Raw genomic sequence first — 22,283 nt, 5'->3', positions numbered from 1 at the left:
TCACCACACTCCCCGACACAACCCCATATCGTCCAGCGCTATGGCCGCGCCGAGTATGTCGGCGTGGTCGGCGCAGGATGAGCAGATGGGGTAGATGTGGATGACGTCGTCGGTCTCGGAGATGAGGGCGGCGAGCCGAGAGCGTACGCGAGCCAGCGTGGCGGTGTCGAGGCGGAGTTGGAACACGGATTCTTGGATGCGGTAGCCCCAGGATTCCAGTGTTTTGGCGACGCGGAGCCGTCGTTTATTGTCGGCGATGTCGTAGGCGATGATGTAGATCATCGCCAGGCGACCCCGCTCCACTGGTAGTCGGGTTCGGCGATGGCGCGCGCCAGCATCTGCGCGGAGTGGGCGATGTGTCTGCGCCACGACCCCGAGTATCCGGGGAGGGCGCCGGTGACGGATCGCTGGCAGGCGGTCTCGTACGCGTCGACGAGAATTTTCTTGCCGTCGCTGCCCAGCCACACTCCCCCGGCCTCGGCTTCGACGACGCCGTGTTCGGGCCGGAGCTTGCGTGTACGCAGGAGCGCCATGACGGTCTGGTCGACCAGGAGTGGGCGGAACTGTTCCATGAGGTCCAGCGCCAGGCTAGGGCGCTTGTCGGTGGGCGCGTGCGCGATGCCGAGGGGCGGTTCGAGCCCGGCGGCGTGGAGCGCGCCGACGCATTCGGACAGGAGGATCGCGTACCCGTAGGACAGGGCGGCGTTGGGCAGGTCGCGGGGTGGGCGTCGGCTGCGCCCGTCGAAGGTGACGTCGGCGGGCACGCACGCGGCAAGCGCGTCAAAGTAGGCGTTGGAACACGCGCCTTCGATGCCCATGATTTCGTCGAGCGTGCGCGTACCTGCGAGGGAGCGCCGCCAGGCGTGCATGTGCGCGGTCGTGTCGGCGACATGCACGCTTTCGTCGCGCCGGGCGATGCGTGTGAGGACGTGGATTTGGCCGCGGATTTTCGCGCCAATGAGGCTGGCGGCCAGGCGGACGCGGCGCTCGTTGTCACCGGTCAGGGCCACTTGCGCGAGAAGCCGACTAGCGTGCGCTCCCCTATTCGCACCGATGAGGGTGCCTTGGTACGAGCCTCGCCGCGACAGGCACACGACGTCGACGCCGCTGCGCATCGCCCACGAGCGCGCGCCCGCGGACAGGCCGACGTTTCCAGACAGAACGATGCGCGTGACGCTGTTTTTCGGCACGGAGGTCGCTGGCAGCGAGCCGGGCGCGTCGACGAGGACGCGGCCCGCTTTGACATGGACGCGTGCGCCGTCGCGGCCGACGTAGAGGATGCGGTCGGCTTGGCCTGTGGGTTCGTCGCCGGGCCGGGTGGTCCACGGATCGATGCCGACGCTCGCGAGGGCTTTCTCCTCGTCAATATACTGGGTCGTCAGGTCGGTGACGCGCGCACCCACATTGATGGCCGCGGCCGCGACAGTGTCGATGGCATCGGCCAGGCGCTGCTCGCTCGGTGCCGCGAGCATGAGAGTGGTTCCAACGCGCAAGTAACGCAGGCCTTGTCCGGTGGCGTACCTGTCAAGATCGAGCAGGGCGGCGTCGGCGAGGACGCTCACGATCAGGTTGGGGTCCGAGGCCCGGGCGAGTTCGTCGATAATGGGCGCGTCGGCGTCGGACACGTCCAGTGCCGAAAGGCCCGCACAGGTCACGAGGCCCGGGTCGGCGACGCGGATGGTGGCTCGCGCGAGGTGGTGGTTGCCGTGGTCGTAGTCCTCGATGAGTCCCCTGCTGAATGAGTCGTGTCCTGCGCGCGTGTCGTCGTAGGTACCGTGGGGGCGTTCCGCGGCGAGGCGGTGTTCGAGGGTTTCGCGCACCGATTCGGCCAGGAGCGCCCGAGTGATAGGGTTCGCCATCATGAGAGCGCTCGCGTCGAGTGCGGCGATGCGTGGCGGCGCCCAGTCGTGGGCGGCGAGGACACGGAGTTGTTCGTCGGTGAGGCTTCCCGGCGTGGGGGTGTTCGCTCTGGTGGGGTCGGGGTGTGCTGTGAGGAGTCGGCGTCTGGCGCGAGTGAGGGCTTCGGAGCTGGTCGCTTCTCTCAGGGACGAGGCCGTGGCGAGTGTCGTCATTGTCTGTCCTTCCACCCAACAACCTTGCGGTTACTCGACACGTGTGAAGCGTTATAGAGGAGCGACACGCCGACGATGACGGCGATTTCCGGGACAGCGTCGGCCCCACAGACGTTCCGCGGCGATGCGAGCAGTCGCAACGAAAAGTCTGATATTCTGGCCTCGTGCTTGTTGGCCGGAGGGGTGCTTTTTCGACCACTGGCGATCCGGTACGACGTTTCCCCTGGCCACAGAGGGTGCGACACGCCGGGCAGTCAGAAAGCACCGAGCGCCAAAAGGTGCATTAAGACGTGTCGGTCCAAGGACCGGGGTCCGTGGCGTCGACGTTAAGTCAGAAAGCACCGAGCACCAAAAGGTGCATTAAGACCCCCCGCAGCTGCGCGCCAAGCGTCCCGCAATCCCGGAGGGTCAGAAAGCACCGAGCACCATAAGGTGCATTAAGACTCGATCACCAACTTCTGGAGATCGGGGAGTGGGTGGGTCAGAAAGCTCCGAGCACCATAAGGTGCATTAAGACTTGACGGCTCGGACGATGACGCGCTCCTGATAGGACGGTCAGAAAGCACCGAGCACCATAAGGTGCATTAAGACGTCATTGAGTTCGTCCCCTCGGAAGAATCCTCAGACTGTCAGAAAGCACCGAGCACCATAAGGTGCATTAAGACACGGAGTCTGGGTTGCGGTGAAACAACAAACCACTGTTCCAGGTCAGAAAGCACCGAGCACCATAAGGTGCATTAAGACAAGTACCAGACGACTGCTGTGGTGGCGGCGTAGAAGCGTCAGAAAGCACCGAGCACCATAAGGTGCATTAAGACGTCCAGTCGCCCGCGAAACCGACCGTCTTGTCGTTGCCGGTCAGAAAGCACCAAGCGCCATAAGGTGCATTAAGACCCGGGGGCCGCGAACATGTCGCTGAACACCTGCGGTGTGTCAGAAAGCACCAAGCACCATAAGGTGTATTAAGACACATCGCCAGAGAGCCACTCGTCGATTGTGTTGACTTTCGTCGGAAAGCACCGAGCACCATAAGGTGCATTAAGACATCTTCTTCTTCGACAGCATCTTGTAGTCAACAACGTGTCGTCGGAAAGCACCGAGCACCATAAGGTGCATTAAGACATTTCGTCGACCTCGAGCATCAGCCCAAGGTTCACCGGAGCCAGAAAGCACCGAGCGCCATAAGGTGCATTAAGACTTAAGAGCCTGGGATTCGAGGCGGGTGCGCTCGTCTTTGTCAGAAAGCACCGAGCGCCAAAAGGTGCATTAAGACGACTGCACCGTTGGCAACATCAGCGACGGGGTTGTAGTGTCAGAAAGCACCAAGCGCCCAAAATTTCGCACGTAATTCTCTTCTTTCAACTCTGCACCAACAATTAGAAATCGCAGAATTTCAACGATCCGACTTCAAACGTCGAAACAACAGGCCGGGAATTACGTGCAACATTTTTACGGAACCATCCGTGGCCCGCACCAAACGGAGCATTAAGACGGTCAGCACGTTGAACACTAGGGGTTATCGCTGTTCTTTGGGTTAGAAAGCACCGAGCGTCAGAAGGTGCATTAAGACAGGAGGATCGGTACGATGAGCAGTGCCAGTAACGCCATCGGTCAGAAAGCACCGAGCACCACAAGGCGCATTAAGACTCGTGGTCGATCAGCTCGTATCGCGCATAGATTTCCGCGGTCAGAAAGCACCGAGCACCATGAGGTGTATTAAGACAACCTCCGTCAGGTGAATGTTGTAGGTCATCTGGAAGGTCAGAAAGAACCGAGCGCCATAAGGTGCATTAAGAAAAAGCTGACGCACTGAGCGCTCCTTGCACGTTTTCCCAGTCAAAAAGCACCGAGCACCATAAGGCGCATTAAGACGCGCGTGCGCCGATCCAGTTGGGTTCAGTGTAGTAGTTGGTCAGAAAGCACCGAGCGCCAAACGGTGCATTAAGACAGGGAGGTCACGGCTGCGAGGAACAGCTCGCCCTTGGGGGGTCAGAAAGCGCCGAGCGCCAAAAGGTGCATTAAGACTACCAAGGAAAGTTCATATCCTCTGGAGAAAGCCAGGCCAGATAGCACCGAGCGCCATATGGTGCATTTAGCCCCTCTCTCTCTCTCGAACTTATCAAAGGGCTGCTCTTGGATGGTCAACAAGCACGGAGCACCAAAAGGTGCATTAAGACCAATCTGTGAGCATCCCTCACAGGTGCCCACTTGTCGCCAGAAAGCACCGAGCGCCAAAAGGTGCATTAAGACCTTCCGACAGCGGCGGTCACTGGCAGTTGGAACCGCCGTCAGAAAGCACCGAGCACCATAAGGTGCATTAAGACCCAGCCTTACCTTTACTGATCGCCCTATCGCGATCTGCATGTCAGAAAGCACCCAGCGCCAAAAGGTGCATTAAGACTCAGGCCCACGGGCTGATGGTGTGGATGAAGTGGATGGGCCAGAAAGCACCGAGCGCCAAAAGGTGCATTAAGACACATCTAGGTTTTTGAGCCCAAGGAAGTCGAACTTGAGAGGTCAGAAAGCACCGAGCGCCAAAAGGCGCATTAAGACTTGACGGGAATTGCGTTGCGTCTTCCGCTGATCCAGTGTCAGAAAGCACCGAGCGCCAAACGGTGCATTAAGACAACCATACGCCAAGTAGAACATTCGATTCCATTCGCGTCAGAAAGAACCGAGCGCCAAACGGTGCATTAAGACGCGCCCAAGCGATGCGGTGGTGGAGGTCGTGGAGGCCGCCGTCAGAAAGCACCAAGCGCCATAAGGTGCATTAAGACCTCTCCTGGTTAGTTCATCAGGTTGCCGAAGAAGGTGTCAGAAAGCACCAAGCGCCATAAGGTGCATTAAGACGTTCCCATGTGGATGCGGCTGAGGGTCGCTTGGTGGGTCAGAAAGCACCAAGCGCCATAAGGTGCATTAAGACATGTCGTGAGGCTCGTAGTTGTCGTTGACGAGGTGAACGTCAGAAAGCACCAAGCGCCATAAGGTGCATTAAGACATCATGGCGTTGCTCACAGCACCATTCATGATAGCTTTCGTCAGAAAGCACCAAGCACCATAAGGTGCATTAAGACCCAGCGTCGCGGGCCTTCCCGACGACCTCCAGGCGACGCGTCAAAAAGCACCGAGCACCATAAGGTGCATTAAGACTTCGCAGGACCGTCCATCGTGACGTAGGTCAGGCCATGTCAGAAAGCACCGAGCGCCAAAAGGTGCATTAAGACATAGCAAAGAAGTTCAAGACTGACATGCATGAACGTCAGAAAGCACCGAGCACCATAAGGTGCATTAAGACTTCTCACGCCCCGTGAGCACACGCCGATAGTACTGGTCAGAAAGCACCGAGCACCATAAGGTGCATTAAGACGGCTGACGCCTATTCGCTCGAACAAAGCTCGTGCTCACGTCAGAAAGCACCGAGCACCATAAGGTGCATTAAGATAGCTGGTACTCGTCGTCGACCCACTGCACCTCCTGACTGAGTCAGAAAGCACCAAGCACCATAAGGAGCATTAAGACTAACGAGCCTTCGAACTCGACACTTCAGCGAACGTCGGTCAGAAAGCACCGAGCGCCAAAAGGTGCATTAAGACCGGACAGCCACGAAAACGGCGGACACAGTGTCAGCAGTCAGAAAGCACCGAGTACCATAAGGTGCATTAAGACTCCCAATCCACCGGGATATACCTGGTGTGGTACTCGGTGTCAGAAAGCACCAAGCGCCATAAGGTGCATTAAGACCCGTCACGATCCTCCCATTCGCGACCATAGAAGTCACCGTCAGAAAGCACCGAGCACCACACGGTGCATTAAGAACTGGCCTCAACTCCTCCAGCGACGCCTGGTTTCAGGATTTGCAGACCATCCCCCACGACCACAGCAGACAGCCACCCGCAAGCTACACGAGTTCGTCCAGGAACTGGGCACGTGCCTTCATGGCATGAATGAGGAGTTCTCCGCCACCATCGAAAACTAATACGACCAATTCGAGAACACGCTCAGACTGGTCGATACCCACCACGAGCCACCGCCTGGGATCGTCCTCAACATCGAGAGGACGAGAGTTCAGGACGTGCTCACACGTATGCAGGACAGCCTCATCGGTGGAGCGATCAATCCCGCAATGTCTGCGAGCACTGGAATGAAATTAGACGCGATGGGCCGCTCTCGCACCGCCGCGCGAACCGCGTCAGAACGGCTCACGATCCCCTCGAAAGCTGCACGTTCTATGAGCGTCCTTCAGCGTCTGTTCATCCAGACGTACCGCCACAGCAGCAGGTCCCTCCCCCACCGGAGGACGCCCCGGGCGCGGCGAAGGCAAGTCCGCCAGGTCGTACCCGTGTTCAGCCTCATCAGCCCACGCTTGAATCTGCTCGTCACTGACGGGGACTCCACGAAGAAGACGCTCGCTCATACAAATAACGTATACGAGAATCGCAAGAAGCACCGCTGATTGAGTCGGTACTGACAACGACGGGAGAACAACTCTCAGCACGCGAGCGAGGGGCCGCGCACGAGTTTTCGTGCGCGGCCCCGTTTTGTTTCAGCCGGAATCTGTCATCCGGAATCCGTCAGACCACCGACACTCACGTCAGCAGGCGGCCCCGGGAGTCGAACTCGTAGCGCGTGCCGCCAATCCAGTGGGTACCCGTCACCATGGCCCCCGACGAAGACAGGTAGTACCAGTGCCCTCCGTCCTTCAGCCAGCCCTTGTGCATCACGCCCGAGTAAGGATCCAGGTAGTACCAGGCCCCCTGGATGCGCGTCCAGCCAAAAGCCTGGGCACCGTCGCGCCCAAAATAAGACCACTGGCCGTCCACGCGAGACCAGCCGGTCACCACGTAGCCGCGCGCGTTGAAGCGGTACACCTTCCCGTCAATGCGCAGGCGCGTGTTCGTCGGGTAGGTGCCGTCATCAAAACGCCACCACGTGCCCCGGGCGGAGGTGACCCAGCGCCCGGCCCCGGCCTCGGCGACGCCAGAAGAACCGGAACCGGACCCACCGATCCCGGCCCCAGACCCGCCGGACCCAGACCCCACCGTGAACGGCGTCTGAGCAACGACGTCGTCATCGGCGCGCGAATCGGAGTTGCGCCCGAAAGCCTCGACGGTCACGGCCGTGCCACCGACGACGGCAGGACCCCCAGCCACAGGCCGCGACACGTCCACACCATCAACCTGCAACGTCACGCCGGGACCGGAAAACTCGCCGCTCCCCTGCCCGGTCGCGACCTCCTGGCCGCCAACGAGCAACCGAGCCGACGTCACCGGCCCGGTCACGGTCGCGCGCAGGGACACGCGCCCGGACACGGTCTGCCCGGACAGCGGTGTCCACGTAGAGCCGTCAGTCGAGTACTCGACCTCGCCGACGACGGGCCGCGCCTGGTCCTTCAGGACGGCGTCCAGCGCGCTCGGCATGCCGGCACCCCGGTACTCGTGCTCACCCTCGGGCACGGCCAGACGCGCCCAGTTGGAAGGGGACCCCGCCTGCTTGCGCGCCAACGCGAGGATCTGAGAGGCGCTCATCTCCGGGTGCACCTGGCGCAGCGTCGCGAGCACGCCCGCGGCCACGGGAGCGGCCATCGACGAATCCCTCGCAACATCGCCGGGCGACCCGGCAGCGCTCGGCAGCGACGTGTACACGTTCTCGCCGGGAGCCGCGAAAGCAATGGTCTGCTTGCCCCAGTTCGCCGTCCACGCGGGCTCGAGTGTGCCCGACGCCGGGTCCTGCCCATCCACCAGGCGCAGCGTGGAGACGGGCACGACGTTGTCCATCATGGCCGGGATGGTCAGGCCACTCCACGAGTCGCGCTCGTAGGGTGCCCACGCGTCGGTGGGCGACGACGAATCCTTACTCGGCGGATTATCCAAGTCAATGCCGCCTCTTCCCGCGTCCACCACGTTGATGACGTCCTTCGACGCCGCGTAGTCGATGGCGCGGCGCATGGCTTCGCGCCCCGCCACCTGGTTGGGTTCGTGAGGCATCCAGTACTTCCACGGGTCCGCCGCAAAGGAGCTGGCAGTCACCGAAATCCCGTGATCGGCAGCCCACACGAAGCCGCACACCACATACTCGGGGTAGTGCATGCCCGTCTGGCGCGACTGCACGTTGATCGCCGCGACGCTCAGCGTCGGGTTGACGCCGGGCACGCCGCTGGAGACGCCGCGCCCCGCGATCGCCCCGGCCATCTGCGTGCCGCGCGTCGCATCCGTCGACCCCCACGTCCACGAGGAGCCGGTCGGGATGCCGTTGACGTTGCAGGACACGGATTTATCGAAGTCGACGCGCCCGTCCAGGTCCGTGATCATGTGGTCGAAGCCGTCCGCCATGACACCCACCGTGACGGGCGCGCGCATGACGTCCACGCCCTGCGCGTCCAGCGCTCCGACGGCCTTCAGGTGCCACTGGTTGTCGCTCGGCGGGGGCGGGTAGAGTCCGCCGACGATCACCGGCGAGTCCGCACCAGGCCCGGCCCCGGCCTCGTCCGCGGCACCAGCGACCGGGTTCCCCTCCACGCCGATGGGCGTGATCGCCTCGTTGCCGAGCACCGGTGCCTGGCGAGTCGGCCCCACGGAGTGGAAGGAAATGCCCGCCTCGGAGAGCGCCGCGCCCAGGTCGGACGCGAAGCTGGGCGAACCCGACTGGACGAAGAACGTCCCAAAGGCCGGGTACTGCGCGAGCACCAGTCCTCCCAGGGACGAGGCCTTGGCAGCCGCACGCTGGAAGGTAGCCTCATCCGCTCCCGCAGTGAGGTTCACGGCGTAGTTGGCGGGCAGCTGGTGGGTCGGCAGGTCGGGCGAGATGATTCCGGGGGCGACGGGCTCGCCGGGAGCCGGGTCCTCCCCCGGGTCGGGAGCGGGTTGCGGCGCGGGCACTGCGTTCGGGTCGCGGGCGACCGTGAAGGTGGTTTCGGTGGTTGCATCGTCGTCGGCGTGCCTGTCGTAGTTGAGGCCCTCAGCAAACACCACCGCCGTGAGGGACGCGTACTCCTGGCCGTCGGGGATCACCTGACGCAGGTCCATCTCGTCGGCTTCCAGGAGCATGGGTTCAGCGAAGTAACCATCCTCCCGGTCGGTGGACACTGCTATCTCACCCGGAATGTCGAGGTTCATGTAGGAGACCGGCGCGCTCGCTTCGACGCGCATCTGCACGACGTCAGCGGGCAGCACGGCACCGCTCAGGCTGGTCCATTCGCCGTCACCGACGCGATACTCGACCGCGCGGATCACCGGGAACGCCTGATCGAACACCATCGCCGAGCGGGCGTCGAGGAAACCGTAGCCTCGATACTCCGCGCCGTCACTCGGGGCTCTCAAGCGCCCGTAATCGTAGGCGGCCTGCTTGCGCATGATGCTGATGATCTGCGCGCCGGGCAGCATCGGGTGCACCGATTTGACGAGCGCGGCGATGCCACTCACGTGCGCGGCGGCCGTTGACGTGCCCGACGTGTATCCGTAGATCTGCGGGATCCGCCCGTTCGGGTAGGTCGAATAGATCCACTCCCCCGGCGCGGCGAAGTCAACGGACGCCCCGTAGTTCGACCGCTCCGCGCGCACCAGCGTCGCCCGTAGCGGCTCCGCGTTCCAGTCCTCCATGCCGACCGAGCTGACGGTCACGACGCCGCTGACCTGCGCCGGAACCATCCGCGCGCCCTCGACGGGGCGATTCGGGATGGGCGTCGAGTCCGTCGGCGAGTCACTGTCGGTCGTCGGGTGGTCGATGTCGACGCCGCGGTCACCGGCTCCCGCGATCACCGCGAGTCCGTTTGACTGGGCGCGGTGAATCGCGCGCTCGGCGGCCTCGAGGGCGGCGGCCTGCTCGGGGTCCGTCGGGTTCCAGTACACCCACGGGTCCATCTGGTAGGAGTTGTGGACGATGTCCACCTGGTGGGTCGTCGCCCACTCGTAGGCGCACACGAGGGCCTCGGGGTAGAGCAGGTCCGACTCGTTGAGCGCCTTGATCGACACGAGCGTCGCCTCCGGCGCGATGCCGTCAATACCGATGTCGTTGTGGTTGGCGGCGATCACACCGGCGACGTGGGTGCCGTGCCCACTGCTGAACCTCCGGGCATCCTCAGCCTGGTTCGGGACGCCGTTGACGGCGCACGAGACGGACCGGGCGGTGTCCACCCGCCCCACCAGGTCGGGCTGCGTGTCGTCGATGCCAGTGTCGATGACACCGACGGTCACGGGTGCACGGGTCACGGCGACCTCGGCAGCGCCCCGGGCATCCATGGCCTCGGCGCCCCAGTTCGAGCGGGCCGAACCGACCCTGCTGTTCGGGTCCGGGATCGTCACGGTAGGCACGTCGGGCGCGTCCGCGGCTGGCACGTCCGCAGCGGACTCAGCCGCGGGAGCACCTGCCAGGTCTGCGTGCGTCGCTCCGCCCACGGCACGCTCGCTCTCCGGTACGGCGGCCACGCGGGTCAGGCCGATGGAGTGAACGCTCACTCCGGCCTTCGCCAGGGCGGCGGCCATGTCGGGCGCGAACGAGGCCGACTCACTTTGGGCGAACAGGGTGCCCAACTGCGGGTAGCTGGTCAAAAGAACGCCGCCGACGCTTGGAATCAGGTCGGCGGCGCTGGCCATCTCGCTCTCCCCCACGTTGGGGTCGAGGTTGATGGCGTAGTTCATGAGGCCCGCAGCGGATCGGGCAGACGAGACCAGGCCGACGTTATCGTCGGAGCTGGCAGGCGGGGCGGTCGCCGCAGCCACGCTCATGGACAGAGCGAGGGCCGCGACGAGGCCGATGCGTGCAACTGTGCGGCGCATGGTTCCTCGACTTTCACTTGTCGCTATGCATGAGCATCGTTGCCCATGCAGTAACCATGATCCACAGGTTTGACAGTCGAGACAAATGACGCACTTAATTCTCGAAAATACAAGCTATTTGAGCGTTTTACAAGCTCAATATTTAGACACATATTCGCGCATCGGCTCGTCTCACGCGAACCGAGGCCTCCCCGAAAATGCCCGGGGAGGCCTCGTGGTGAGAACGCGAACGGCGCCTACGACTGAGAACCCGCGTCTCTCTTAGCGGGGTGCCGCCGATCTTCTCCCCGCCACCACGGCATCCAGGCGCGGTAGCCATCAGCGGGCGGGGTGGGCGAGTCGGGCTCGAAGCCGAGCTGCGCGGGCGTCTGCGGGATACGGTCGACGAGGAAGTACTTGTCCTTGTCATCGCAATGCTCGCGCACGATGGCGCGGAACTCAGCCAGCTCACAGTACAGGACGCCCGTGATCGGGTTGCGCTTAAACGCGACGATCTTGTAGAGCCAGTACGCGAACAGCGCGACGTTGGCCGCGAGCGCGAGGGCCGCGCAGGCGATGTTGGCGCGCGGATCCATGGTCGCGAAGTTGAAGATGTCGGAGGGCGGGACCAGGACTTCGGGCAGGAGCGTGTTCATGGAGATCCAGAAGACCAGGGTGAAGCAGCGGAACCAGATCCACTGCCCTTTCGCCCAGGTGAACGCGGGGATCGTGCAGGCGAGAAGCAGGGCGAGGGTGCAGTACCACGTGTAGTCGGCCAGGGAGTTGTAGAGGAAGGCGTGGTTCCACAGGTCGTAGGCGATGACCCAGGGCCAGACCATGTCCACCCAGATGAGGCCGCGCACGGAGCGTTTTCCGGGCGAGGTGACGATGATTTTACCCAGGCCCGTGATGGTGATGATGTTGAGGAGGCCGGCGGCGGCGGACAGGAGGTTCCAGTAGCCGCCGATGGTGCGGAAACCCGTCTCCGGGTCGATGCCGACGTGGCGGGCGTCAAGGTTGGCGGCGACGTCTTGGTACCACTGCTGGGAGTGGAGGTCGGCGGTCACGCCCCTGGCCTCGGGCAGTCCGGCGATCATGTCGATGGTGTGGGAGTCGTTGACCTGTTTGAGGCACTGCCAGTCGGCGCCGCACGCGTAGTACGAATCCGCGTTGACATAGATCGTCAGGTCACGGATGTTCGCCTCCATGATGTTGACGGCCAGGCCGATCCACAGGGCAACGCCCAGCCAGATCGCGTACTTGTGCGCTTTGACGGGGTTGCGCTTCGCGTAGACCAGGACCGTGCCCGTCATGGTGGCGGTCAGGATCATGATCGCGTACTTACCGAACGGGAACCACCCCACCATCGGGGTCCCGTGGATCCACGCGTAGGGCATCAGGGCGATGCCGCCCACGGTCCACACGGCGAAGATCGTCCAGTTCCATCGCCTGTTGATTTCCGCGACGATGATTTGGGCCGCCAGCACGAGCAGCCAGATGAGATACACCTTGGGAGTTCCAAGCTCCCAGAGGAACAGCGAGTCCACAGCATTCTCCTTCGAATGTGCAACCGGGCTAATAGTTGTCGGCTATCATAATCCCCAACACTAACCTAGCGTGCGGGGTTCACCGTTGAATCCCACAACGCACCGGGGCTCCCCACGCTCCGCACCAGCGGAAGCGCCCCTCGTCAATTCCTCAAGGAGGAGGACCCATGACCCGTAACGCCCGATCCCATCGCACCCTCTGCTGCGCCGCCCTCGCGGGGAGCGCCGCGCTCCTGGGCGGCATGTACGCCTTCAGCCAGCTCAGCGGCAAAGCCACACCCGAGGAACAAGCCTGGCGCTACCCGGGCGACGACCTGATCGACGCGAACTACGACAACGGATACTCCTCCACCTACGCAATCACAATCGACGCGCCCGCCTACGCGGTGTGGCGGCTCTTCAAACAGATCGGCGCCGAAAAATCCGGGTCCTTCTCCTCGGAGTTCCTCGAGCGAGTCTTCGCGCGCCTCCCCTTCTTCAACTCCTACGAGATCCAGGAGGAATTCCAGCAGCCCGACTCGATGATGCCCGGCGACATCGCCGCCTTCGACTTCCACGGCATGTCCATGGAGTGGGCGGACGTCGTGCCCGGCAAGTACATGGTCCAGTGGGTCGACACGAAAAACCCGCCCAAAGCGCCCGGATCCTACGCGTTCCGCTTCCCCGGCATGACGAACTTCGCCGCCGCCTGGTGCTTCTACATGGTGCCCCTGTCGGGAGAGCGCACGCGCCTCATCAACCACTGGCGCATCGGCTACGAACCCGCCTCCCCCGCCATGAAAGCTCTGAACTGGGTCAACATCGAATTCATCGGCGGATGCATGACCCACCTGCAAAACCTCTACGTCAAGCGCGTCCTCGAGTTCAAAAAGAAGCAGCACCTCACGGGCCGCTTCATGCGCGGCATGCTCGGCGGGCGATTCTTCAACTCGGGCACGGCCGCCGGCCGCCACGACAACACTCCCCTCTTCGAGGAGACCTACACCCAGTGGTTCCGCTACGGACGGTCCGCCCCCGCCGTCGCCGAAATCCGCCCGCCCGTCACCGACGACCCCTCCTGGCCGCCGACGGGCGCGGACAGCCCGTGGGCCTCCGAAATCGACGCCTCCTACTTCGACGGCTGGCGCGAGCCGGAGTTCTCCTGGGAGGAGCAGATCCGCCAAAAGATGGAGCGCAGCTACCTGCCGAACTGGGGCAAGGAGCAGCACTGATGGGCGGCATCACTCCCCCGGACTACCCGACGCTGTTCTTCTTCGAGGTCGGCCAGTGGTGGGACTACGCGATGCTCCTCGTCGTCATCGCGCTGCTCGCGGGCGCGGCGTGGCTCGCGCAGCGCAACATGTGGGTCGTCCTCGCGCTCTTCGTGGTCGTGCCGGTCGCCCTCACCATCTTCTGGTGGCCGCACTCAACGGCGGGGACGGCCTCGGCCGGCTGGTTCCCCATCGTGAAACAGTACTCGGCGCTGGCGGGCTCCCTCTGCCTCGTCGCCCTCCAAGTATTCCCGAGGCTGCGGCACAACCGCTGGTACCTGCTCATCCCACCCATCATCCTCGCGGTGAACATCGCCGAGGCCGTGGTGCGCGACTTCCAGTGCTACGGGATTCACGGGGTGGACCCCTCGCAGGGGATGGTCACGTGGGGCGGGCCGTGGAACATCATGAACGGCATCGCCGGGATCCTCAACCTGCTGGCTATCTCCGGCTGGGTCGGGATCTTCGTGTCCACAGGCAAGAAGCGCGCCCTCGTCTGGGGCGACCTGACAATCGGGTGGATCATCGCCTACGACCTGTGGAACTTCGCGTACGTGTACAACTGCCTGGCGGACCGCGCATGGTACTCGGGCGTGGCGCTGCTGGCGGCGTGCACGATCCCCGCGCTCATGAAGCTCGGCCGAGGCGCGTGGATCCAGTACCGGGCGTACACACTCACGTTCTGGTCGGCGGTCGTCCTCACCTTCCCGCACTTCATGCACGACTCGATGTTCGCCCACCGCAGCTCCCACAACCCCTGGGCGCTGCTCATCGTCTCGGCGGCCGCACTCATCGCGAACGTGTGGATGTTCGTCGCGCACATCCGAGTCATCGTCACGAAGCGGCGCAACCCCTTCACCCAGGAGGTCCACGCCGACGAGGCCACCTACGCCTCGTGGGTCCGCGACCTCGCATCCGACGAAGACAAGGAACTCATCGCCGCGCGCCTCGGCACGACGCCGCAGGAAGCGGGGTTCGTCGCTGCGGGTAGCCGATAGGTTTCCTCTTTGGGAACCGTTCTGTGGGACTGTTCTTACCGTTCTACGGGGCGGTTCTTGCTGGTGGGGGCCGCGCACGTCTACACCGCGACGATTCGCTCACGCACGGGAACCCGCTATCTGGAGCACTAACCCGCTTGTCCGCACGTAAACCCGCTGTTCCGTACGTGGGCAGCCTCGCCCAGGTCCCGATAAGCGGGTTCACGTGCGGATTAGGAGGCCCAGGCTCCGATAAGCGGGTTCGTGTGCGAAGCATTGGCGCCCCGGGTGCGCGGCCCCATCTTTTGTGCCGCCTGCGGTGCCTTCCGCCTTCCTGGGCGCTGCCACTGAGCGCGGGGTCGGCCCCCGGTGGTTGGTGGTTGGTGTCCGGTTGGTGGGATGTGTGACAGCGGGGTTCGCTGCCCTGTGGTTCTCTCTCGTCCGCGTTTGACGAGGTCGGGGCGGTGTTGTGTGGTAGCGTGCGCGTGGGGTGGGAGCACGTTTCGTGGTGGTTACTGGGCATTCTTAGTGTTTTGTGTTGGTTCTGGGCGTAGCCTGTGTTCTTAACAGGGCGCGTTTCCGATGGTGGGGGTGCGCTGGAGGATAGCTACCTCATCGTGGAGGTTGAGAGAACATGATGGTTCCACCGTTGTCCGAGCGGCCCGTCACTGAGGAGGACGAGGAGCAGTTCCGCCGCGAATCCATGCCGCGCACGTACACGCTGCGTCAGCGGTGGGCCGACTATCGGGCCGAGGTGAGAGCCAACCGCCCCAAGGGCGCGAAGGCCAGGGTACGGGCCTGGCTACACGTCGAGCCGTTCTATTGGGGGATGCGCGCCACCTACGTGATTCTCTTCGTTGGGGCAGTCTTCGCCGTCTACATCAACGGCGTCGCCAACGGTTGGTGGCACGCGTGGGGCGAGAAACCCACCGTCGCAGCCACGACGCCCGCCGCCCGGCCCGCACCATCCGCGTCGAGTCCCACCGAGGCGGCGATGTCGGGCGGCTACCAGATCGGACCCGACGGCGTGCTCGTGCGCCCCGCCGAACACGCCGCATCCACCTACACCAAACCCGAACTACCCGAAGAAGCCAAAGAAAACACCGAGAAAGGTGCCGAAGCAGCGGCGAGGCACTACCTTGACCTCATTGTCTATGCGTGGAACTCAGGAGACACACAACCGCTCGTTGATATGTCTGACCCGTCATCAAATTTCGCCACGGGCCACATTGCCAATACCAAAGAGATGTATACAAATGGTTGGTCATTTGGGAACACCGCAACAGTGCAAGAGGTACTCCGCCTGGAAGCGGTTCCCACACAAGGAGGAACGATTCCACCTAACACCATAGGTGTCCGTTTTCGAGTTAACGCCAACTACGGAACAAGATGTAAGGGGCAAAGTATCACTGTAGACAACACTGAACACAGCTCCACGATCTCCTTATTCATGACCTGGACCGATGGTCGTTGGACCGAGGTACAAGGGAGTGCCAAAGATCATGATGAAGAATAGTTTTCGTATTTTCCTGGCCTGTTGTACGACATTATTCATTGTACTGATATACAGTACCCCTCCCTCGACAGCTCTCGCACCAAGCTCAGGTTTTGACGCTAACGGAAATGGCCGAGACATCGACACTGAGGCCTGGGAAAAAGAGACTAACAGCAGTCCTGCCGCCAAAGGAGGCAGTTATCAGCCCCATTCAAGCAACAATAATCACCAGCCTACCAGTGATTCTAAGCGGCTGAATGCGCGCCCAGGTTTTGCACTGAGTGACCATTGTGAGCGCCCACTATCCTACAGGACGGACGTTTACATCGTGCCGGTTGTCTGGAGGTGTGGCGATCTCTTGCCTTCCGACGAAACGTGGTCAGAGCCTCCCTCGACTCTGAGCATTCTGCGCAGTGCTGCTGCCACTATTCACGCAAACGACGCCGGAATTCACAAGCTTCCCATCGGGGTGTCGTACACGAATAAGCACATCCCCACCATCGTCAACGTCACCAACCCGACCCAAACCCACGTCATCAACCTACTCGGACGCGACATCACGATCACGCTGACAGCCACGAACTACGAATGGAACTGGGGTGACGGAACGCCCAACACGATCACGACGTCGCCAGGGGTGGCGTGGGAGAAAGGCATCGACCCCAACAACGACCCCCGCCTTATCCGCCACTACTACACCCCGCCCCAGGGCTGGCGCTCCATGTTGGATGGTCCCTACCCCCACGAAGACCGGGACATCACTCTCACCACCACGTGGAGTGGAACCGCCACCAACCCCTTCACCGGGGAAACCCAAACCATCAACGGCCTCGTCACCACCACAGAAACAACCGGCAAATTCCCCCTGTCCCACCTGGTCATCAACAACACCGACACCTGGGAAGAAAAACAAGGCCACTGAGACAACGTGGTTGTTTCAAGGGAATTACCCGTGAAACAACTGGTTTTCACGCCTTGGCGCAAGTCCGGCACATCTACACCGCGACGATTCGCTCACGCACGGGAACCCGCTATCTGGAGCACTAACCCGCTTGTCCGCACGTAAACCCGCTGTTCCGTACGTGGGCAGCCTCGCCCAGGCTCCGATAAGCGGGTTCACGTGCGGATTAGGAGGCCCAGGCTCCGATAAGCGGGTTCGCGTACGAAGCGTTGGCGCCCCGGGTGCACACCAACAGTGAGTGCCCATCATCAGCAACGCCCAGAGCGTCGCCCACGCGCAGTGCATCATTCACATCCCAAGCGTCGCCCACGCGCAGAGCATCATTCACGTCCCTTGCATCGCCCATACGCAGCGCATCGAGCCACGCACACCGGCAACGCGAGCCGCCAAGAACCACTTGTTTCACGCACAATTCCCGTGAAACAACGCGGGGCCGCGCACCAGGAATGGTGCGCGGCCCCGGTCCCGTCCCAGCCGCAAGAGCCGCAGCAGCCTCAAGAGCAATCAACACCGTCACCGCCGCGACAGCTCCAGCAGCTGGATCAGCCGAAATAGCCGAAGCAGGAACGTCAGTCCCGCCAGCGCGCGATCAACCACAAGAGCCGCGCAGGCAGGAGAAGCCACGCCAGCCGGGCCAGACCTACGGCATCATCCTCCCCTCATCATCGAAGGCGTAGCGCGTGCCGTCGATCCATCGACTACCCGTCGCCATCGCGCCTGAGGACGTCAGGTAGTACCAGGCATCACCGTCGCGCAGCCACCCGGTGACCATCGCGCCGCCGTCGGGTGACAGGTAGTACCAGGAGGATCCCACGCGCTGCCAGCCGGTGGCCAGGGCACCCGAGGAGGTCAGGTAGTACCACGCGGACCCATCGCGCACCCATCCGGTGCGCATCGCGCCGGAGGAGGAGAGGTAGTACCAGGTGCCCTGCACCTTCGTCCAGCCGCTCGCCATCGCGCCGGTGAGGGGATCCAGGTAGTACCACGTGCCGTGCACACGAACCCATCCGGCGGCCTGGCCGCCCGACGCGCCGTAGTAGTACCACTGACCGTCCTCGTACACCCATCCGGTCACCATGTATCCGCGCGCGTTGAAGCGGTAGATCGCCCCGTCGATGCGCAGCTGCGTGGAGGTCGGGTAGTTCCCATCGTCGTAGCGCCACCACCAGCCGAAGGTGCCGGACACCCAGCGCCCAGCCCGGGCCTCGTCGGGACCCACGTGGTCGGTGCTGACCGTGAAGGGAACCTGCGCGGTCGCGTCGTCGTCGGCCCGCGGATCGAAGTTGCGCCCGGAGGCTTCGACCGTGACCGTGGCTGCGCCGGAGAAGCGTCCCGTGCCCGCCGGGTGCGAGACGTCCACGCCGTCGGCCTGAAGCGTCATGCCGGCCCCATCGAACGAGCCGTCGCCGACTCCGGTCGCGATCTCGCGGTCGCCGAGCAGCAGCCGAGCGCTGGTCACCGGCCCGGTCACGGTGGCGCGCACGGAGACGCGCCCGGCGAGGGTCTCCCCCGCCAGCGGCTTCCACGCCACCCCGTCGGTTGAATACTCGACCGCGCCAATCACCGGCACAGGCTGGTCCTTGAGCACGGCGTCGAGCGCATTAGGCAAGCCCGCGCCCCGGTACTCGCGGCCCTCCGTGGGCGCGGCCAGGCGCGACCAGTTCTCGGGTGCTGACGCCTGCTTCTTCGCCACAGCGACAATCTCCGACGCGCTCATCTCCGGATGCACCTGGCGCAACGTCGCGAGGACGGCCGCGGCCAGCGGCGAGGCCTGCGACGTACCGTACAGGTTCCCGTAGGCCTTGCCGTACCAGCTCGTCAGCGGCGCGTAGATCTTCGCGCCGGGTGCCGCGAAATCAATCGTCCTGGCACCCCAGTTCGACCAGGACGTCGGCTCCAGCACGCCCGTGCCGGGGTCCGCGTCCTTGGGCAGCTGCAGCGCGGAGACCGCGAGGGTGCCGCGCATCATCGACGGCATGTAGACGCCGCCCGTCACGTCACGCTCGAACGCCCCCCACGTGTCGCCCGGCGACGAATCGTCGGTCGCGGGCGGGTTATCCAGGTCCGTCGTCCAGTTGCCTGCGGCCACCACGTTAATGACGTCCTTCGACGTCGCGTAGTCGGCGGCACGCTGGACGGCTTCCAGGCCGGCGGCCTGCTCGGGATCCTTCGGCATCCAGTACTTCCACGGGTTGACGTAGTAGGAGCCGTTCGTCACCGAAATGCCGTGCTCGGCGGCCCACACGAAGCCGCACGCGATGTATTCGGGGTAGAAGTAGCCGCCGTTGCGCGACGCCACATTGATCGCGGCGATGCGCAGCGTCGGGTTCACGCCGTCCACGCCCACGCCGTCATGCTTGGCGGCAATCGACCCGGCCACGTGCGTGCCGTGTGTCGCGTCGTCCCAGCGCCACGCCGCCGGATCCCGGTTGGGGATGCCGTTGACGTTGCAGGCCACGGACTTGGCGTGGTCCACCTGCCCGGCCAGGTCCGGCACGGTGTCGTCGACGGACTGATCCATGATGCCCACGGTCACGGGGGCGCGCATGACGTCGACGTCCTGGGCCTCGAGCGCGTGCAGGGCCTGGAGGTGCCACCCGTTGGAGGTCTGCGGGTCGGGAGTCACCCCGGCCTCGTCCTCGCTCTGGGTTCCCTCGCTCTGCACGGCGTCGGACTTCGGCGCGGCCGCGAGTGCTGCGTCGGCTCGCACGCGGGTCGTGTAGTCGATGGGGACCACGGCCTCGTTGCCGCCGACGGGTGCCTGGCGGGTGGGGCCGATGGAGTCGTAGCTGATGCCCTCCTTGATGAGCGCCGCGCCCAGGTCGGGTGAGAACGTCGGGGAGGCGGATTGGACGAAGAAGGTGGAGAACTGCGGGTAGCGCGCCAGGACCAGTCCTCCCTTGAACGAGGCCTGGGCTGCGGCTCGCTCGAAGGTGGCCTTGTCCGTGCCCATGGGGAGGTTCACCGCGTAGTTGGCTGGCAGTTGTTCGGCGGCGCGCGCGGGGGCGGTGATTCCGGCTGTGGCTTCGCCGGGCGCGGGGGCCTCGCCGGTGCCCGGGGCGGGCGCGGGCTGGGGCACGACGGCGGGGTCGCGCGAGACCGTGAAGGTCGCTTCGCGGCCCGTGTCGTCGTCGGCTTGGCGGTCGAAGTTGATGCCTGCGGCGCTGACTTGGACGCGGGCGGTGACTGAGTCCGTGCCGTCGGGCAGGAGGGAGGAGAGGTCCACGTTCTCCGCGGACACGCTCAGCTCGGGGGCGCCGTATTTACCGGAGCCGTCACGGTCGACGCCGGTCAGGCCCGCCACGTCCATGTGCAGGTGGCTGATCGGCGAGGCGGCGGCCGCGTAGAAGGTGACGGGGCCTGCGGGCAGGGTCGCTCCGTCGAGGCTCTTCCATTCGCCCTTGCCGACCCTGTATTCGAGGGTTGTGACGGTCGGCTGCATCTGGTCGCGGCGCATGGTGGTCAGCGCGTTGATGAAGCCGTAGCCGCGGTATTCCTTGCCGTCGGCGGGCACCTCCAGGCGCGTGTAGTCGATGGCTGCCTGCTTGCGCATGAGGTCGATGATTTGCGTGCCCGTGAACGCGGGGTGCGTGGCCTTGATGAGCGCGGCGATGCCCGTGATGTGCGGGGCCGCCATGGAGGTGCCGCTCGTCTTGGCGTATCCGCTCGGGTACTGGGAGGTTGGGACGGTGGAGTAGATGCCGTCGCCGGGTGCCGCGAAGTCAATGGTGGTGCCGTAGTTGGAGAAGTCCGCGCGCGCGAGGGTCGTCCACTCGGGCTTGGTCTCCTCGTCGACGCGCTTGAGAGCACTCACCTGGCTGACCCCCGCCACCTGGCCGGGAACGCGGATGGATCCCGCGACCGGACGATCCTTGATGGGCGTGTCCATGTCGGTCGGCGAGCCGGAGTCAGTCGTCGGATGGTCGTTGTCCGCACCCTCGTTGCCTGCCGAGGCGATGACGGCCAGTCCCTTGCTCTGCGCGTAGGCGATGGAGCGCAACGCGGCCTCCAGGCCCGCCGCCTGCTCGGGATCGGTCGGACTCCAGTACATCCACGGGTCCATCGAGTACGAGTTGTTGACGATATCCACGCCGTGGCTGGCCGCCCACATAAACGCGCACGTCACGTACTCGGGGTAGATGAGCTGCTCGGAGTTGGCGGCCTTGATCGACACGAGGGTCGTATCCGGCGCGACGCCGTCGATGCCGATTCCGTTGTGGTTCGCCGCGATAATGCCGGCGACGTGCGTGCCGTGGAAGTAGTCGTCACGCCAGCCCCCGTACGCCTGGGAGGCGACGCCGTTGGCCGCGCACGACACGGAACGCGTCTGGTCCACGCGCCCGGCCAGGTCCGGGTGCATGTCGTCGATACCCGTGTCGATGACGCCGACACTCACGGGGGCGTGCGCGACGGGCACACCCGCCGCCTCGGCCACGCTCATGGCCGCAGCTCCCCAGTTCGAGATCTCCTCGGCCCCGTCAGCCTCGCTCAGCGCACGTCCGCGAGCGCTCTGCACGCCGCCGGACTGCGCGCCCGACTGGTCACCGCTCTGGCCTGTGCCGTCCCCGGACTGCGCAGGTTCGGGTGTCGGTTCGGGTGCCGGAACGGGCGCAGGTTCGGGTGTCGGAACGGGCGCAGGTTCGGGTGTCGGAGCGGGCGCAGGTTCGGGTGTCGGAGCGGGCGCGGGGGCCTCGACGCGCTCCCCCTCCGGCACGGCGGCCACGCGGGTCGGGCCAATCGAGTGCACCGTGATCCCGGACCCCGCCAAGGCCTCGGCCATGTCCGGGGCGAACGAGGCCGACTCACTCTGTGCGAAGAACGTGCCGATCTGCGGGTACGAGGCCAGGGCGACGCCGCCCACGGAGGAGACCGTGGCGAGTGCGCGTTCCAGGTCAGCGGGAGCAGCACCCGGGTTCAAGTTAATCGCGTAGTTCATAAGGCCCGCGCTCGCTCGAGCGGGGGCAATCAGAGAGGTTGGGTTATCGGCTCGGGCTGGTGGGGCTGTCGCCGTCGCGACGCCCATCGACAGGGTGAGAGCGGCGACGATCCCGATGCGTGCAGCGTTGCGGCGCATGGTTCCTCATTTCGGTTGTGAGTGTCGCGCGCACGACACCGTGCACACGTGATCACCATCATCCTAGAGTTTGACATGTCCGACAATTCATACCGCTTAACATCGGGCAACACAGGAGAAAATTCGACCGTGACAGCGGGAGGGGCCGCGCGCGTGC

General features: G+C 64.0%; 10 protein-coding genes and 1 CRISPR repeat array. Of the genes, 4 read left to right on the top strand and 6 right to left on the bottom strand.

Annotation, left to right across the window (positions count from 1 at the left end):
- The 5 genes from cas2 to O3932_RS00915 form a co-directional block, all read right to left on the bottom strand.
- Positions 1 to 282 (bottom strand): CRISPR-associated endonuclease Cas2, encoded by a 282-nt coding sequence (gene cas2, locus O3932_RS00935; RefSeq protein WP_296504886.1) that lies wholly within the window; start codon positions 280 to 282, stop codon positions 1 to 3.
- Positions 279 to 2,072 carry a CRISPR-associated endonuclease Cas1 gene (gene cas1 / locus O3932_RS00930; RefSeq protein ID WP_296504888.1) on the bottom strand — a complete coding sequence of 598 codons (1,794 nt, stop codon included), beginning with the start codon at positions 2,070 to 2,072 and terminating at the stop codon, positions 279 to 281. Before cas1 ends, cas2 begins: the two co-directional genes overlap by 4 nt.
- A gap of 253 nt (positions 2,073 to 2,325) precedes the next feature.
- Positions 2,326 to 3,420: direct repeats of the CRISPR family, unit length 37 nt; unit sequence GTCAGAAAGCACCGAGCACCATAAGGTGCATTAAGAC.
- Positions 3,421 to 5,970: 2,550 nt separating this feature from the next.
- Positions 5,971 to 6,093: a toxin-antitoxin system toxin subunit gene (locus tag O3932_RS00925; RefSeq protein WP_296504890.1), complete on the bottom strand. Its 123-nt coding sequence runs from the start codon at positions 6,091 to 6,093 to the stop codon at positions 5,971 to 5,973.
- A 565-nt stretch (positions 6,094 to 6,658) separates the two neighbouring features.
- Entirely contained in the window at positions 6,659 to 10,843 is a 4,185-nt protein-coding gene (locus O3932_RS00920) for a S8 family serine peptidase (RefSeq protein ID WP_371535556.1), read from the bottom strand.
- A 236-nt stretch (positions 10,844 to 11,079) separates the two neighbouring features.
- On the bottom strand, positions 11,080 to 12,369 hold the full coding sequence (locus O3932_RS00915; protein WP_371535553.1) for a DUF5692 family protein: 1,290 nt from the start codon (positions 12,367 to 12,369) through the stop codon (positions 11,080 to 11,082).
- A 167-nt stretch (positions 12,370 to 12,536) separates the two neighbouring features.
- Between O3932_RS00915 and O3932_RS00910 the strand changes: the two genes are divergently transcribed.
- The 4 genes from O3932_RS00910 to O3932_RS00895 all read left to right on the top strand — a co-directional run bounded on the left by O3932_RS00910 (position 12,537) and on the right by O3932_RS00895 (position 17,013).
- Positions 12,537 to 13,580: a hypothetical protein gene (locus O3932_RS00910; RefSeq protein WP_299241145.1), complete on the top strand. Its 1,044-nt coding sequence runs from the start codon at positions 12,537 to 12,539 to the stop codon at positions 13,578 to 13,580.
- A complete protein-coding gene (locus tag O3932_RS00905; protein WP_299241148.1) occupies positions 13,580 to 14,617 on the top strand; it encodes a DUF5692 family protein in 1,038 nt (345 codons plus the stop codon). Before O3932_RS00910 ends, O3932_RS00905 begins: the two co-directional genes overlap by 1 nt.
- A gap of 613 nt (positions 14,618 to 15,230) precedes the next feature.
- Entirely contained in the window at positions 15,231 to 16,112 is an 882-nt protein-coding gene (locus O3932_RS00900) for a DUF6318 family protein (protein ID WP_371535550.1), read from the top strand.
- 448 nt (positions 16,113 to 16,560) lie between these two features.
- Positions 16,561 to 17,013, top strand: coding sequence for a hypothetical protein (locus tag O3932_RS00895; protein WP_299240573.1), 453 nt, complete (start codon positions 16,561 to 16,563; stop codon positions 17,011 to 17,013).
- A gap of 679 nt (positions 17,014 to 17,692) precedes the next feature.
- On the opposite strand, the gene O3932_RS00890 is transcribed toward O3932_RS00895, so the two are convergent.
- Positions 17,693 to 22,126, bottom strand: coding sequence for a S8 family serine peptidase (locus O3932_RS00890; protein WP_371535547.1), 4,434 nt, complete (start codon positions 22,124 to 22,126; stop codon positions 17,693 to 17,695).
- Positions 22,127 to 22,283 lie beyond the last annotated feature (157 nt).

This window comes from Pauljensenia sp. 20925_1_25 (assembly GCF_041433955.1).
Lineage (GTDB): Bacteria > Actinomycetota > Actinomycetes > Actinomycetales > Actinomycetaceae > Pauljensenia.
The sequence above is the reverse complement of the archived record's forward strand: the minus strand, read 5'-3'. Positions and strand labels throughout refer to the sequence as shown.

What these genes read in the sequence shown, in the direction of transcription:
- cas2 (WP_296504886.1), bottom strand. Translation starts at nt 282, where the DNA reads ATGATCTACATCATCGCCTACGACATCGCCGACAATAAACGACGGCTC.
- cas1 (WP_296504888.1), bottom strand. Translation starts at nt 2,072, where the DNA reads ATGACGACACTCGCCACGGCCTCGTCCCTGAGAGAAGCGACCAGCTCC.
- O3932_RS00920 (WP_371535556.1), bottom strand. Translation starts at nt 10,843, where the DNA reads ATGCGCCGCACAGTTGCACGCATCGGCCTCGTCGCGGCCCTCGCTCTG.
- O3932_RS00910 (WP_299241145.1), top strand. Translation starts at nt 12,537, where the DNA reads ATGACCCGTAACGCCCGATCCCATCGCACCCTCTGCTGCGCCGCCCTC.
- O3932_RS00905 (WP_299241148.1), top strand. Translation starts at nt 13,580, where the DNA reads ATGGGCGGCATCACTCCCCCGGACTACCCGACGCTGTTCTTCTTCGAG.
- O3932_RS00900 (WP_371535550.1), top strand. Translation starts at nt 15,231, where the DNA reads ATGATGGTTCCACCGTTGTCCGAGCGGCCCGTCACTGAGGAGGACGAG.
- O3932_RS00890 (WP_371535547.1), bottom strand. Translation starts at nt 22,126, where the DNA reads ATGCGCCGCAACGCTGCACGCATCGGGATCGTCGCCGCTCTCACCCTG.